General features: G+C 74.2%; 10 protein-coding genes and 1 pseudogene. 3 read left to right on the forward strand and 8 right to left on the reverse strand.

All coding sequences use genetic code 11. From position 1 onward, the window contains the following. Positions 1–146: 146 nt before the first annotated feature. On the reverse strand, positions 147–1,880 hold the full coding sequence (locus J2S63_RS16880; RefSeq protein ID WP_310304649.1) for a glycoside hydrolase 5 family protein: 1,734 nt from the start codon (positions 1,878–1,880) through the stop codon (positions 147–149). A 235-nt stretch (positions 1,881–2,115) separates the two neighbouring features. Here J2S63_RS16880 and J2S63_RS16885 point away from each other — a divergent pair, with 235 nt between their 5' ends. Genes J2S63_RS16885 through J2S63_RS16895 form a run of 3 tightly spaced genes read left to right on the forward strand, consistent with a single transcriptional unit; the run spans position 2,116 to position 5,608 of the window. Continuing rightward, positions 2,116–2,946: a polysaccharide deacetylase family protein gene (locus tag J2S63_RS16885; protein WP_310304650.1), complete on the forward strand. Its 831-nt coding sequence runs from the start codon at positions 2,116–2,118 to the stop codon at positions 2,944–2,946. Continuing rightward, positions 2,943–4,406, forward strand: coding sequence for a flippase (locus J2S63_RS16890; RefSeq protein WP_310304652.1), 1,464 nt, complete (start codon positions 2,943–2,945; stop codon positions 4,404–4,406). The genes J2S63_RS16885 and J2S63_RS16890 overlap by 4 nt, the downstream gene beginning before the upstream one ends. Beyond that, on the forward strand, positions 4,403–5,608 hold the full coding sequence (locus J2S63_RS16895; protein WP_310304653.1) for a phosphotransferase: 1,206 nt from the start codon (positions 4,403–4,405) through the stop codon (positions 5,606–5,608). The genes J2S63_RS16890 and J2S63_RS16895 overlap by 4 nt, the downstream gene beginning before the upstream one ends. Before the next feature lie 73 nt (positions 5,609–5,681). On the opposite strand, the gene J2S63_RS16900 is transcribed toward J2S63_RS16895, so the two are convergent. From J2S63_RS16900 to J2S63_RS16930, 7 genes and pseudogenes are all read right to left on the reverse strand, one after another. After that, positions 5,682–6,677: a GNAT family N-acetyltransferase gene (locus J2S63_RS16900; protein ID WP_310304655.1), complete on the reverse strand. Its 996-nt coding sequence runs from the start codon at positions 6,675–6,677 to the stop codon at positions 5,682–5,684. A gap of 48 nt (positions 6,678–6,725) precedes the next feature. Next, a pseudogene (locus J2S63_RS16905) lies at positions 6,726–8,105 on the reverse strand (glycosyltransferase). Positions 8,106–8,123: 18 nt separating this feature from the next. Beyond that, positions 8,124–10,517, reverse strand: a complete 2,394-nt coding sequence (locus tag J2S63_RS16910; protein WP_310304657.1) for a LamG domain-containing protein — start codon at positions 10,515–10,517, stop codon at positions 8,124–8,126. Then, on the reverse strand, positions 10,514–11,200 hold the full coding sequence (locus J2S63_RS16915) for a hypothetical protein (RefSeq protein WP_310304658.1): 687 nt from the start codon (positions 11,198–11,200) through the stop codon (positions 10,514–10,516). The genes J2S63_RS16910 and J2S63_RS16915 overlap by 4 nt, the downstream gene beginning before the upstream one ends. After that, positions 11,197–12,228, reverse strand: a complete 1,032-nt coding sequence (locus J2S63_RS16920) for a sulfotransferase domain-containing protein (RefSeq protein WP_310304660.1) — start codon at positions 12,226–12,228, stop codon at positions 11,197–11,199. Before J2S63_RS16920 ends, J2S63_RS16915 begins: the two co-directional genes overlap by 4 nt. Beyond that, positions 12,225–13,613, reverse strand: coding sequence for an O-antigen ligase family protein (locus J2S63_RS16925; RefSeq protein WP_310304663.1), 1,389 nt, complete (start codon positions 13,611–13,613; stop codon positions 12,225–12,227). Before J2S63_RS16925 ends, J2S63_RS16920 begins: the two co-directional genes overlap by 4 nt. After that, positions 13,610–14,740 carry a glycosyltransferase family 4 protein gene (locus J2S63_RS16930; protein WP_310304664.1) on the reverse strand — a complete coding sequence of 377 codons (1,131 nt, stop codon included), beginning with the start codon at positions 14,738–14,740 and terminating at the stop codon, positions 13,610–13,612. Before J2S63_RS16930 ends, J2S63_RS16925 begins: the two co-directional genes overlap by 4 nt. Position 14,741 lies beyond the last annotated feature (1 nt).

The following is a 14,741-nucleotide window of genomic DNA, read 5'->3' on the forward strand; positions in this document are numbered from 1 at the left end:
GCACTGTTATGGGACCTAGGTCCCGAAAAGGGGGCAATAGGGCGATTCTTTTTACGCTGCCCCTGTGACGAGGTCGTGACCGGTCGGTGGTGGCGACCGGTCACGACCTCGGTGGCGGGGGCACAGGCCCCGCCGGGGGCCCTGCCTCAGCGCTCCATCTTCAGGTTGAACTTGATGTCCGAGGAGGTCGTGTCGGCGTTGTGCACCTCGACCGCGATCACGTTGGTGCCACTCACCAGGAGGCTCGTGGGGAGCGTCTTGGAGATCCAGGTGGACTCGACGGCGTTGTCGTAGATCGTGGTGGCCGCCGGCGTGCCCCAGCTGAAGCTGCTGGGCAGGTTGTCGGTCCAGGCGAGCCGGCCGTTGACGTAGACGGCGACCGCGTCGTCACGCTGCACGGACAGCGTGAACGTCGAGGTCCGACCCGGGTCGGTCACCGAGACGGTGCGCCGGAAGGCGTAGGTCATCCTGCCCGAGGCGACCCGGGTCACGATGTCGCTGTCGCCGTAGCCCAGCTGGGCGACGCCCTGCTTCCACCTGGAGTCCTTGAAGCTCGTGGAGCTCCAGCCCCTCTGCATCGACCCCGAGTCGTTGTAGCGCCAGGTCGCTCCGGAGGGGATGAGCACCTGGGTGGGGGCCGTCGACGTGGTGGTCGACGTGGTGGCGGTGGCCGTCGCGGTGGGGGTCGCGGTGGCCGTGGCGGTGGGGGTGGCCGTGGCGGTCGCCGTGGGCGTGGCCGTGGCGGTCGCCGTGGGCGTCGCGGTGGCGGTCGGGCTCGTGGTGGTGGTGGTGGTCGTCGTGGCGCCGGTGGAGCCCGCCAGCTGCCCGAACAGCGGGAGGATCGTGCGCGGGGTGAAGTCGCGCTTCATCAGGCCGTAGCCGTCCTGCTGGGCGTTGCCGGTGTCCTTGTCGCGGCTGTTGTACCAGATCATGTTGGTGACCTGGGGCCAGCGGCTCTGGGTGAGGGCGACGGCACGCTTGAAGTAGTCGGCCTGGGTCGCCTCGGTGACACCGCGGTTCCACGGCTCGGTGGTCGAGCTGTTGTCGTGCACCGACCAGCCGAACTCGGTGAACCAGATCGGCTTGGCGGAGTCGCCACGGGTGGCCATGAGGGAGACCAGCGTGTCGGTGTACATCATCGTCCAGATGTTGCCGTTGGCCGGCGTCTCGGGGGCGGCGTCGGCGGGGCCCATGTAGGGGTGCACGGCCATGGTGTCGAAGTAGTTCTTGGCGCCGGCGTCGTAGGTCTTCTGGATCCAGGGCGTGTCGACGTACATCGTGCCGCCGAAGACGATGTTGACGCCCGGGTCGGCGGCGTGGGCCGCGGTGTAGCCCGCCTTGAGCAGCGCGGTGTACTGCACCGGGTCGGCGCCGACGAGGAAGTCCGAGGAGTTGGGCTCGTTCCAGATCTCCCAGGCGTCGACCTTGCCCTTCCACAGCGACACGAAGTGCGCCAGCGCGGTGCCGTACGTCGCCGGGTCGGTCGGAGCGGTCAGGGGGCCCTTGCCGCCGTTGGCCCAGTCGGGCGTGCGCCAGAAGGTGACGAGCACCTTGAGGCCGCGGGCCTTCGCCGCCTCGATCTGCTTCTGGACGAAGGGCACGGCCCAGCCGGTGTCGTAGGTGCCGGCCTGGGGCTGGAGCATCGCCCAGCCGACGTCGATGCGAACCCACTGGACGCCGTTGGCCGACATCGCGTCGAGCTCCTTGGCGCGGTCGGTGTCGGTCTGGTTCGACCAGGTGGCGTGCCACTGCGCGCCGAGGCCGGGGATCGGGTTGGTGGCGGCACCGGCGGGGGCAAGGCCGGTGCCGAGGGTGACGAGGATTCCGGTGACGACGGTGGTCACCAGGCTCGCGACGAGCGCGCGGGCAGGCAGCTTCATTCGGGGTCCTCCCAAACCTCGATGAAATGGTGGGTGTCCGGACGGGCTCTCCCAAGCGCGACCAGGACTTAAGTGTGGGGGGACCCGGGACTTTGGTCCCGGAAACGACACCGAACGGACGGATCCTTTACTCACCCGTCTGGACAGGGGTGGTTCGGCGGACGTCCACGGCGGTGCCCGGCATACTGATCCGCGGCGTCTGCGCGGCGCCGAGGGCGACCACGGAGGTGTCGTGATGGGGGGCTCCCGGACGGGGCGGCGCCGGCTGCGACCCCGGGGTCGGTCGCCGGTGGTGCTGCTCTACCACGGCTTCACCGACGTCCCCCGCACGGACGACCCGGAGAACCTCTACGTCACCGGGCACGACTTCGCCGCCCAGCTCGACCACCTGCTCGCCGCCGGCTGGAAGCCGCTGGACCTCGACCAGTACCTTCAGGCACTGGACCGTCCCGGTGCCCACGGCCGCAGCTTCCTGGTCACCATCGACGACGGGCTGGGCTCGGTCGGTGAGATCGCGGCCCCCATCCTCGAGGCGAGAGGGATTCCGGCCGTGCTGTTCGTCCCCGCGGGGCTCGCGGGCGCCACCGCCGAGTGGCTCCCCGAGCCCGCCGACGAGCCGATCATGTCCCCCGACGACCTGCGCGAGCTCGCCGCCACGACCCGGATCGAGATCGGCGGCCACGGCTGCCGGCACGTCCAGATGGTCGACCTGACCGACGGCCAGCTCCACCAGGAGACCACCGAGGTCAAGGAGACCCTGACCCGCATGCTCGGCCGACCCGTGCGGGCCTTCGCCTACCCGTTCGGCGACCACGACGCCGCCTCGGTCCGGGCGGTCGAGGAGGCCGGCTACGAGGTGGGCTTCTCGGTGCACCGCGACCTCGGCCGCTTCGCGATCTCGCGCGTGGACGTCAACGCCAGGGACAACGAGCGCACGTTCCGCCTCAAGCTCATCCCGTGGTACCGCGTGTGGTGGCGCCTGCTGGAGTACGTCCCGCTCGTCCGCCGGACCGCCAACCTCCTGCTGACCCGCCGCGGCGGCAACGCGCGAGCACCACGCGGATGACCCCCGAGCGCACCTCTCGGACCGGTCACACCGCGCGGGTCGCCGCGCTCAACGTCGTCGTCCGCGGCTCCGCGGAGGTCTTCGGCAAGGTCGCGACGTTCGTCTGGACGATCTTCGCCGCTCGCCAGCTCACGCAGGGCGAGTTCGGCGCGGTGTCCTACGCCCTCACGCTGATGCTCGTGCTCAGCGCGCTGCCCAACGGTGGCTTCGAGGTCGGGCTCGTGCGCCAGGGGAGCGCGAGGCCCGAGCTGCTCAACCGCGTCTTCAGCCAGACGCAGGCGTGGAAGTCGCTCCTGGGGGTCCCGGTCTTCGGGGTCGCGGTCCTGGTGACCGTCCTGACCGAGCCGTCGCCGACGACCGCCCTGGTGGTGGTGCTGTTCCTGGTCGCGGGCTTCCCCGAGATGTGGAGCTCGACCCTGCGCAGCGCCTCCACCACGATCCAGAAGCCCTGGGCGTCCTCCTCCGCGCTGGTCCTGCAACGCATCGTCACCGCGGTGCTCATCGTGGCGGTGGCGTGGGCCAACCCGACACCGCTCGGGGTCGCGATCGGCTTCTGCCTGGGCACCTTCGTGGGCTGGGTCGCCCACGTGGTCGCGCTGCGTCGTGCAGGCGTGCACCTCGTCCCCTCGGAGATCCACCGCGCGGGGCTGGTCGACCTGCTCAAGGACACGTGGGTCGTCGGCATCAGCGGCATGGTCCTGATGGCGCTGTTCCGGCTCGACGCGATCCTCCTCCAGGCCATGGTCGGCTACGAGGCGGTCGCGAACTACTCCGTGGCCTACCGCATCCTCGAGACGGTGCTGTTCGTGACCTTCTCGGTCAACCAGGCGATCTTCCCGGTGATGAGCGCCACCACCCAGATCGAGCGCATCCGCAACGCCTACGAACGCGGGCTCGCGGTCATCGGGTTCGTCTACCTGCCGTTCGCCACCGTCTGCGTCGTCGAGAGCGGCGAGGTGATCCAGCTGCTCTTCGGCCCGCGCTACGTCGACAGCGCCACGCCGATCCTGCAGTGGCTCGCACCGGCGCCCATGTTCTACGCCGTCGCGTTCTTCGGGGCAGCGGTGCTCTACTCACGGCAGCGGCAGGTCGAGACGCTCGCCGCGGCCGTGACGGCGACCGTGGTCAACGTGACGGCCAACCTCCTGCTGATCCCGAGGTGGGAGGGCACCGGCGCGGCGGTCGCCACCTCGCTGAGCTACCTCGTGCACGGGTCGATCATCCTGGTCGCCGTGCGGCGTGCGGGCATCAAGGTCGGCGTCCTGCGGCCCCTCCTCGAGTCGGGCGTGGCCTCGGTCGTGCTGGTCCTGCTGCTGCTCGCCCTCTCGACGCCGCTGCTGGTCGAGCTCGCCCTGGGGGGCGTCGTCTACCTCGCCGTCTGGACCGCCCTGTGCCGGGTGACCGCTCCTGAGCAGCTCGAGGTCGTCGGCTCCCTCCTCAACCGGGTGCGGTCCCGGTGAGCCGCACGACGGCGGCCTCGTCGTACGCCGGCTCCTACGCGCGGGTGCGTGCCCCCCGCCCGACCGTCTTCGACGCCTCCTCGCCCGTGCCCGCCCGCTACCTCGCCCGGCTGCTCGACGCCGAGCTCAACCACGGGATGCCCGCCCAGCGTCGCCTGGGCCGCGTGCTCTCGGCGGCGGGGCGACACAGGCTCCCCACGCGGCTCCTGGGTCAGGTCGTCCGGGTGCGACGGCGCCGCCCCCGGCCCGACCTCGACGACCTGCTCGGTCAGGTGGCCGCGGCCTGGCCCGGCCTGGCGGCCCGCACCGATCGACTGCCCCCGACCCCGCCGTTGCTGCGGTGCGCCCTGGTGGAGCGGTCAGCGGTGGGCATGGTGTTCGTGTTCGGCGAGGGCGAGCTCCCCCTGCTCGTGCTCAAGCGGGCGCTGGGCGAGCGGAGCCTCGCGGGCCTGCAGCGCGAGCGTGCGGCCCTGGTCGCGCTCGCCGGTCACGGCCTCGCCCCCCTGCACCTCGGCGAGGTCGGGGGTCACTGGGTCCAGGAGGCGCTGCCGGGGCTGCCGCTGCGGCTCTCGCCGGTCCGGCCGGGCAACGCTCCCACCCTGCTGCGACCCGCGCCCTTCGCCGACCTCGACCGGGCGCTGGAGGGGATCGCCGCGCTCACGGCCAGGCCCGGCCCGCCGCCGGAGACGCTGGTCGCGCTGCTGGGGCGCGCCGCGGCCCACCCCCTGTCCCCGACCGCCGGACGCGCGGTCGCCTCGGCGATCGTGGAGCTGGAGCGCCTCGGGGTCACGGTCCTGCAGCACCAGGACGTCTCGGCCCAGAACTGGATCGTCGACGGGCAGCAGCTCAGCGGGCTGATCGACTGGGAGACCTGCTCCCCGACGGGCACGCCCGGCATCGACTCCGTGGAGGCAGCCGTCTCGGTCCTGGAGCACGGCATCGCCCTCGAGCGGTGGTCCGACGAGCTCGTGGTCGAGGTGTTCGGTCCGGCGTGGGAGTCCTCGGCGTACTTCGAGGGGACCCGAGAGGCGACCGCACGCGCCGTGCAGGCAGCCGGCCTGGCTGCCGGACTCGCCGAGCCGTTCACCGTGGCGTACTTCGCCGGCCGGCTGGGTCGGAAGCTCGCCGAGCCGGCGAGCCAGAGCCTGGGGGCCGGCGCGCTCGCCGCGATGCTGGAGACCGTGGCGCGCAGCTTCTCCTGAGCCACCTGAGCCGCCTGAGCCGCCCGAGCCGCCCGAGCCGACCGAGCCGCCCAGGGCCCCCTGGCGGGGTGTCTCAGCCGCGCAGCCGCGCGGTGGCGGCCACCGCGGCCCTGCCCCGGGCGGTGCGTCCGAACGCCAGGCTGTGCAGCGGCGAGGGGTCCTTGGTGAAGCGCGCCTTGTAGCTCTCGTCGCCGCGCAGCAGCCGGAACTCGGTCCGGCCCTCCTCGAGCGCTGCCTGCAGGGCGTGGCAGTACATCACGAAGCCGAGCGAGTGCCGCTCGAGCTCGGGGTCGCGTCCCCCCTGGTAGAGCGCGTGGGCCGGGCCGAAGCTGTAGCAGTGCAGGGCGGCGACGACCGTGCCCTCGGACTCCATCACCCACAGCCGGAGCCAGCCACGCTCGAGCGCGACCGCGGCGAAGTCCTCGTGGAAGGCGCGCTCCGCGCCCGTGGCGTACGCCGCGTCGTCGCCCCAGGTGAGCCGGTGCAGCCGGAACAGCTCGGCCAGGTCGTGCCGGAGGGTCTCGGCGGTGGCCAGCCGGATGGTGAACGGCATCGCCCTGGCCAGCTGACGGGGGCGACGACGGACCTGGGAGCGGAAGTTGTGGCTCATCGTGGCCAGGTGCTCGTCCCAGGTGGAGCCCTGGAAGTGGACGACGGGGCTCGGGGTGACCCGCACCGTGGTGCCCCCGGGCAGGAGGTCCTCCCAGCCGTCGGTCACCGGGACGTCCTGGAGCAGGAAGACGTCGGCGCGCACCTCGGAGCCGCCGAGCACGCGCTCGCGGATCATCCGGGCCGCGAGGGGGCGGTCCTCGGGCGCGCACACCGGGCCGAGCTGGTCGGCGGGACCGTTGCCCAGGAAGCGCACCTGGCGCAGGACCCGTCCGGTGCGGTGCAGGGGGAGGAGCACGCGTGGGTGGGCGGGGTCGTCGAGCAGGACGTGGGTCTCGCCCCCGCCGCCGAAGTGCCGCAGCCAGGTCTCGGCCCACTCACGGGTCGAGAACAGGTTGCCCGACCGCAGCGCGAGGTCGTCCCAGACCTCACGGTCCGGCCAGTGCTCGGTGAGGCTCATCGGCGCTCCTGCGGGGTCGTCGTCGGGTCGTCGCTGGTCACCGGCACCTCACTCGGGCCGGGCGAGGGGGCCGGTGCGGCCCAGCCAGGTCGCCTCGACGACGCCGGTCATCTTGCCGACGTCCTTGACCAGCTGCGCGGCCGGGAGGAGCGCGAGGGCGCGGGGGTCCTCGCGGCGCCGGACCAGGCGCGCCGCGGGGAAGCCGAGGATCGCGACCGCCCCGGCCCCGGCGACCCGGCGGTGCCCGGGACGGGGGGAGACGGCGAGGGCGGCGAGGCCGACGTAGCCCACGCCGCGGACCAGGTCGACGCGCCGCTGGGCGGGCGACCCGCCGGCCGCGGCGCCCCGGCCGTAGCCGCGGAACTGGCGGAAGGCGAGCCGGGCCGAGCTGCGCTGGAACCACACGACCGTCGCGTCGGGGACCAGGGCGTGATGGGCGCCGCCGGCGATCGCGTCGCGGCCGAAGGCCTCGTCCTCGGCGGTCAGGAGGTCCTCGCGGAACCCGCCCGCCGCGTCGTACGCCGAGCGGGTGAAGGCGACGGAGCGGCCGTCCACGCGGTCACCGGAGTACTGCGGGCCGATCGTCCGCAGCCACAGCCGCCACGGGAGGCTGGCCCGGCGCAGCTCGCCGGCGTCGGGCCACGCGACGGCGGCGAACGCGGCCTCGAACAGCCGGTCGCCGACGTGGGCGGCGTAGACCCCGGTGAGCAGCGTCGGGTCCTCGACGTCGTCGAAGGCGCCCCGGAAGGCCTGCAGCCAGCCCGGGTCGACCCGGCAGCCCGCGTCGGTGCAGGCGACCAGGTCGTGCCGCGCCTCGCGGACACCGTGGTTGCGGCTGCCGGCGATCGTGCAGGGCTCGACCTCGACCAGACGCACGCGGGGGTCGCGCTCGGACTAGGACCGCAACCTGTCGCGGGTGCCGTCCACCGAGCCGGAGTCGACCACGAGGACCTCGTCGTCGGGGGTCAGCTGCGGCAGCAGCGGCTCGAGCACCTGGTCGATCACGCGCACCTCGTCGAGCGCGGGGACGACGACGCTGACCGGACGGCCGCCCTGCGCCCCGCGCCCGGGCCGGCCGGCCAGCAGGGCCAGGTCGCGCGCGGTGGTGGCGGCGTCCGCCACCTCCAGGGGGCGTACGCCGAGGCGCCGGTCCAGGCGGTCGGGCGCGGCCGGCGCGACGGACCCGGTCGACCGGGCCCGGACCAGGCGGAGGCCGAGCCACCACGCCGCCAGCAGCGTCGCGGTGGGGCGGTGGCCCTCGACGAGGACGAGCACGTCGGGGGAGAGGGCGCGCAGCTCGGCCGGGCCGGCGGTGCGCCGGGTGGCGAGCACCTCCACCCGGCCGGAGGAGACGAGCAGGTCGGCGAGCCGGGTCGTGGTCGGTCCGTCGCCGAGGAGGAGGCAGCGCAGCGGCGCGCGAGGCGTCACAGGTCGGTCACCGTCCGCTCAGCCGCCGAGGCCGAGGTCGTGGTGGGCGGCCACCGTCTCCGGCGAGAGCTGGTGGAGGTAGACGGCGAGCTCGTCGACGGTGCCGGCGTAGTTGCGCTGAGCGGGCTCCTTGGGCCAGCCGGCGAGCCGGTCGCCGCCCACCTGCCACGACCCGGCGTAGGCCGAGGTGGACCGCTTGGTCGAGTCGCCCGCCACCCGCCGGCCGTCGAGGTAGAGCACCGTCCCGGCGTCGCCGTGGGTGGCGACGGCGTGGTGCCACCGGTCGTCGTCGACCCGCGCCCCGCTGCGGACGACGTGCGGAGCCCGCGACCCGTCGTACATCCCGAAGACGAGCCGGCCGTCGGTGTCGACGTAGAGGTGCCGGTCGGCGTAGGAGCTGAGCGTGGTCTGGCTGGAGCCGTAGCCGACGATCTTGCCGGTGCCCGACCCCTTGAACCAGACCTCGACGCTGAACGTCGACGGGGCGGCTGTCCGGGAACGTCCGCGCGCCATGCCGAGCACCCCGTCGAGCTGGACCGCGGTGTCGTCGGGGACGCCCTGGAGCGCGCCCGGGACGCCGCGCGTGACGCCGCCGGAGGTGTAGCGCCCGCCCCCGCCGGCCGGCACGAGCGTGCCGGCGACGCGGTCGGCCTGGTCGTCGAACGGCCAGTAGAGCTGCGGCCGGTCCGCGAGGACGCGCCGGCGGTAGGCGTCGGGGCCGGAAGCGACGGTCACGGTGGTCGCGGTGGAGGGCGCGCTCGCCACACCGGCGCCGTCGGTGGCGACCACGCGGTAGCCCACCCGCGAGCCGGGCGTGAGGCCCGTGTCGAGGAACGACATCGTGGGACGCGGGGTGTCGTGCGACGAGGTGGCGCTGCGGGTGGCGACGACCGTGCCGCCGCGCAGCAGGGAGTAGCCCAGCGTCGCGTTGTCCCAGTCGTCGGTGGCCTCCCACGTCACGCGGACGCGGCCGGACGCGTCGCTCACCGCGAGCGGAGCCGAGGGCTGCTCGGGGGCGATCGAGGGGACGCCGGGGTCGCGGGCCGGGCCGAAGCGGGTCAGGCCCTGCTGGGGATCGCCGTTGACGGTGGTGAACTCGCCGCCGGCCCACAGCACGTCGGCGGTCGGGGAGTAGGTGAGGTCGCGCGGGCCGAGGGACCCGACGATGCCGCCGTCGGTGGTCGGCATCCAGTGCAGGAGGCGGGGTGCCCCGGAGCCGACCACCTCGGCCTGGAAGCGGTGGTAGTGCTCGTCGCCGGGCTTGTCGAGGAGGTGGCGTGCGGTCTCGCGGAAGCCGCCGGGGACGGCGTGGCAGTCGTGGGCGTGGGAGCCGGTGTAGAGGGAGGAGCCGACCCGCTCGATCGCCCAGGTGGCACCGAGGCAGGTGTTGCGCCAGCGCACGACCCCGTTGGTCGGGTTGATCGCCAGGCGGCCGTCGAAGACGTGCTCGCCGAGACCTTCGGTGGCGACGTAGACCGTGTCGCGGTCGACGGCGAGGTCGGTGACGTAGGAGCGGCGCCCCCCGTTGGTGCCCCGGAGCGGGTTGCCGGACCAGGCCGTGTTGGCGCCGGTGGCCGCGCTGACGGCTCGGACGCCCCGCCGCAGCTGGCCGTTGACCCGGTCGAAGTCGCCGCCGATGATCACGCGCTTCTGGTCGGCGGTGATCGCCATCGCGATGACGTAGCCGTTGACCCGAGGAGCCCAGGAGGTCAGCGCGCCGTTGTCGGTGCGGACCGCGGCGACCTTGTAGCGCCTGCGCCCGGAGACCTGGGAGATCTGCCCCCCGATGTAGAGCCGGGAGGCGCTCGGCACGAGCGCGCGGACCCGTCCGTAGACGCGGTCGACGCGGAACGAGGTCAAGGCCCCGGAGCTGACCCGGAACGCCGCCACGTTGCCGCGCACGCGTCCGTCGACGGTCTGGAAGTCACCGCCGACGAAGATGCGCGAGCGGTCGTGGGAGGCGCGGATCTCGTAGACCGTGTCGCAGGTGTAGGTGCCGGCCCTGGCGCCCCTGGAGCACTCCTTGTCGTAGACACCGGAGGAGGGGATCGGGTAGCTGGGCGCCCGGAAGGCGTGCGAGAAGGGGAGCAGCGCCCCGGTCGTGGCGTTGAACGCCGCCATGTTGCGCCGGGCGACCTCCCTCGTGCCGGGAGCCGCGCCCGGGGGGCGGACCTTGGTGAAGTTGCCGCCGACGTAGACCACGTTGCCGACCGCCTCGACGGCGTAGACGACCCCGTTGGTCTGGTAGGTGGGCAGCGGCTGGGCGGTGAAGCGGGTGTCGCTGGTCGGCGTGGGATCGGTGGCACGCGCCCTGAGGGCGGCGCCGGTGGCGGTCGTGCCCGGCACCCAGGCGAGGAGCGGGACGAGGAGGGCGCCCAGCGCGGCGCCGAGCAGGCCGGACCGGGTCCTCACGGGAGGCTCCGGCGCCGGACCGCGGCCCCGACGACGGCGGCGCCGGCGAGGGCCAGGAGAGCGCCGGCCACCAGGGCCTGCGGGACGGTGGGCACCGACGGGGAGTCGGGGGTCACCGCCGACCCGATCAGACGGCCCTTGACCAGCCCGTCCTGCGCGACCTCGTCGAGCAACGCCGTGGCGAGGGCCTGGGCGCTGCGCGCGGCGGTCGCCGGGTCGTCGCTGGCGAACCTGATGTCGACCACCAGCGTGGTGGCCTCGATCGTGGCCCGGCTGCCGTCGAGCAGCGCCTTGGAGGTCGTGCCGGCGTCACGAGCCGCCTTGGCCAGCACGTCGGGGTTCTCCAGGAGCGTGAGGTAGCGGGGGCCCAGCAGCAGCATCGTGTCGGCGGAGGTCGCGATCGGGTCGCGCGGGGTCAGGGAGACCAGGGCGGTGCTGGAGTAGCCGCCGGCCACGCGCGGCACGCCGACCAGGACCAGGGCGAGCAGGACCATCAGGACCGCGACGGCCGAGGACCACCACGCGCGTCCGAGGTGGCGCCACGACCCGACGGTGAACGAGGTGCCCTGCGCCCGGGCCCGGCGCTGGGCGCGTGCGTTGGCGGCCCCGACGGCCAGGGAGGTCGCCAGGACGACGGCGAGCGCCAGGGGCACCCACCAGCACCACTGCGGCACGTCGGTCATGAGTCGGGTCCCCCTCGGTCGGGCGGGTGGAGCTCGCTGTCGTCTGCGTCCGGCTCGAGGCCGGCGTCAGCTCCGGCGTCCTCGCCGTGGCCCCCCGCGGTGGCCCAGTCGAACCGCCTCCCCAGCGTCTCGAACAAGGCCTCGTTGTGAGGATCGTAGTAGGCGGTCAGGCGCCGGCGCAGGTCGTCGTCCCAGCCCCTGGGGGGAAGCAGGTGGTGGTGCTCGAAGCGGATCCCGTCGTGGTGGGGCAGGCCGAGGAACTCCTCGACCTGCGCGAACACCGCCGGTGGGTCGGCGTACATGTCCTCCGAGCGCAGGACGAGCACCTGCTCGCCGCCCAGGTGCTCCAGCCAGCGGCGCACCTGCTCGTCGTACCTCCCGCGCGCGAGGTAGGTGTGGTTGTCGTGCTCGTAGGAGTAGTACGCCGGGTCGCGCAGCAGGCGCTCCACCTCGCCCTCGAGCCGCCGCGGCTCGGCGTCGATCGCGGCCGCGAAGTCGGTGAGGTCCTCGGCGTCGCTGCCCCTGCGCTCGCGGAAGTTGGAGAACGCGCGCTCGACCGGGTCGCGCAGCAGCATGATCACCTTGGCGTCGGGCGCGGTCGCCGCCACGCGCTCGGGGGCGAGCGGGTGGAACATGTAGTAGGGCGAGGCCTCGCCCACGACGGGGTGGTAGCCCAGGCGGGCCTCGGCGCGGGCGACCGCGGACCGGGTGGGGAAGTGGGAGCGGTACCACCGCTCGCCCCTGGTCCAGTTGATGTCGAAGTAGTGCGGGCTCTTGATCTGCTGGACCGCCGGGAACATCGGCAGGACGCCGGGGTGCTGCTGGAGCCACTTCCACAGGCTCGTGGTGCCCCCGCGCTTGGCCCCGGCGATGAGGAAGTCGGGCACCACCCGACGACCTGCGGTCGCGATCGCATAGCGGCGTACGGCGGCGCGGCCGGCGGCCTTGACCTGGGGCGGCACCTTGCCCTTGACCGCCCGCAGCCGGTCGGGCACCTCGACGTGCCGCTGCGGTGTGGCCTCGCTCATGTGGTCCCCCTGCTGGTCGGGGCGGGCTCGCGGCCCGCCGGACGTCGGCCCCCCGGCCGTCGGTCGGTCGTCGGTGGGGGCACCAGCCCCAGGGCGGCCACCAGGCCGGCGACCATCGCCACGAACACGAGCACGTAGGCGTTGCGCAGCGCGTAGTCGACGGTGAGGTTGGCGAGCACGACCCCGGCGGTGGTGCCGAGCCCGTAGGCCAGCAGGTCGGTGCGGACCTCCTCACCGAAGGTGCCGCGCCGCTTGCGGCGTGCGCGACGCACCCGGTCCAGGCCGAGGCCGAGCGCGACCGCCACGACCACCACCGCGACCCCGCCGATCGCGCCTTCCTCGGCGAGGGTGGTGAGCAGCCCGTCGTGACCGTGCTCGACCGGGTTGGCCCAGATCGGCGAGGGCGGGCTGGCGTTGAGGCTGCGGTAGGCACCCGGGCCCCAGCCCAGCAGCGGGCGCTCCCAGAAGTAGCGCAGCGCCTCGGACCAGATCTCCGGCCGGGTGTCGTCGGGGTTGACCGCGCCGTCGAGCGAGCTGACGCGCGCGACGACAGTCGAGAACGGAAGCGCGACGCCGGCCGCCTGGGCGAGCAGGAGCGGCACGACGACCGCGGGGACGACGCGCGCGACGATCAGCCGGCGGAAGGTGCGGTTGAACAGCAGGACGACGACGCCGAGGGTGAAGGCCAGCCACGACAGCCGCGAGAACGACAGCACCAGCGCGGCGCCGCAGGCCAGGCTGGCGGCGATCCCGACCAGGCGCTGGGAGCGGCGCTCGGTGGCGACCGCGAGCGTGATCGAGAGGAAGAACGTGACCGCGGTGTAGAAGCCGAGCTCGTTGGGGTCGGCGAAGGAGCCGACGGCCCGGCCGCTCACCACCGCCCCCGCGAGCTGGGCCCGCACCTGGGAGCCGCCGAGCAGCGCCGGAACGGTGGACCCGAAGGAGCCGATCGCGGTGCACGTGAGCAGGAGGCGCAGGTCGGCGGTCGTGCGCGTGACGAACAGGACGCAGCCGGCGTAGAGGATCCCGACGAGGGTGGTGATCGTGATGCCGGCGTAGTCGGAGAGGAAGGGGCTCAGCAGCGCCGAGGCCGCGACGGCGGCGCCGTAGACGACGGTGCCGCCGACCGCCACGGCCGGTGCGCCGCGCAGCCGGCTCCAGTCCCGGTCGTCGCCCAGGACGAGCCGGCTCAGCAGCACCGCCCCGACGGCCACGACCACCAGGACGTGGGCGTAGTTGAGGTTGCCGGGCACGCCCGGCAGCGCCTGGGGCCCGACGCCGGCGCCGAGGGGCACGACGGCGACGGCCCACAACGGCCTGCGGGCGAGGAGCACGACCAGGCCGGCGACGACGGCCAGGACGGCGGGCAGCGCGACCCAGGTCACCGGTGCCGTCTCCCCACGGCGTCACGGAGGACCCGGACCAGCCGGGCCGCGGCGACCTCGGCGGTGTCGAAGAGCTCCGGGGCGAGCCGCAGCGCCTCGGCCCGCAGCGCCTCGGCGCGTCCCGGGTCGGCCAGCTCGCCGAGCGCGCGGGCCACGGAGCCCGGGTCGAGCGCGTCGACCAGCAGCCCGCCGCCCCGACGCACGCGCCGGCCGACCGGGCCGCCGTCGTCGGGCGCCAGCACGGGTACGCCGGCCAGGGTCGCCTCCATCGCGGCCATGCCGAAGCCCTCGCGCCCAGGCGTGCGGGGCCCGGCTGGCCGGGTGAGCACCGCCAGCGCGTCGGCCCCGCCGAGCAGCTCGGCCGCGTCGGCGACGTGCCCGGCCAGGTGCACCCGGTCGGCCACCCCGAGGTCGGCGGCGAGCCCGGACAGCCGGCGCCCCTCGCCGGGCTCGGCCGGGTCCTCACCGCCCATCACCAGCAGGTCCCAGCCCTCGGCGCCCGGCGCGGCGAGCGCGCGGATCGCGGTGTCGATGCCCTTGTAGGGCGTGAAGCGGCTCAGCATCACCAGGAGCCGGCCGACCGGACGTCCGACCCGGTCCTCGACCTGCTTGCGGGCGAGGTCGCGGGGGAGCGCCTGCCCGACCGGCTGCGGCGGGTGGATCACGGTCACGTCGGCCCGACGCGTGGCCGGCACCAGCTCCTCGGTGGTCGCGACGACCTCGTGGGCCACGCGCGCCACGACCGGGGTGACCCAGCGGTCGAAGCTGTGGTCGTGCTTGACCCACACCGTGGGCAGCCGCAGGACCCGGGGCAGGGGGCCGAGGGCGACCTGGGCCTTGACCCCGTTGGCGAGCACGACGTCGGGAGCGCTCGCTCGCAGCGCCCGCCGCAGCGGCCCCCACGAGCGCAGCACGTCGACCGGCCGTCGACCGACGGGGAGGACCCGCACGGCGACGCCACGGGACTCGAGCTCGGGCCGCAGGGGGCCGTCGCGCAGCAGGACCGCGTCGACCTCGAGGTCGTCGGTGGCGTCGAGCAGCCGCAGCAGCCAGTACTCCGCGCCGCCGAGCTCGCCGAACGGGTTGAGCACGGTGACACGCAGGCGACCGGGAGCGGGACCGGCCATC

Source organism: Nocardioides marmoribigeumensis, from assembly GCF_031458325.1.
GTDB lineage: Bacteria > Actinomycetota > Actinomycetes > Propionibacteriales > Nocardioidaceae > Marmoricola_A > Marmoricola_A marmoribigeumensis.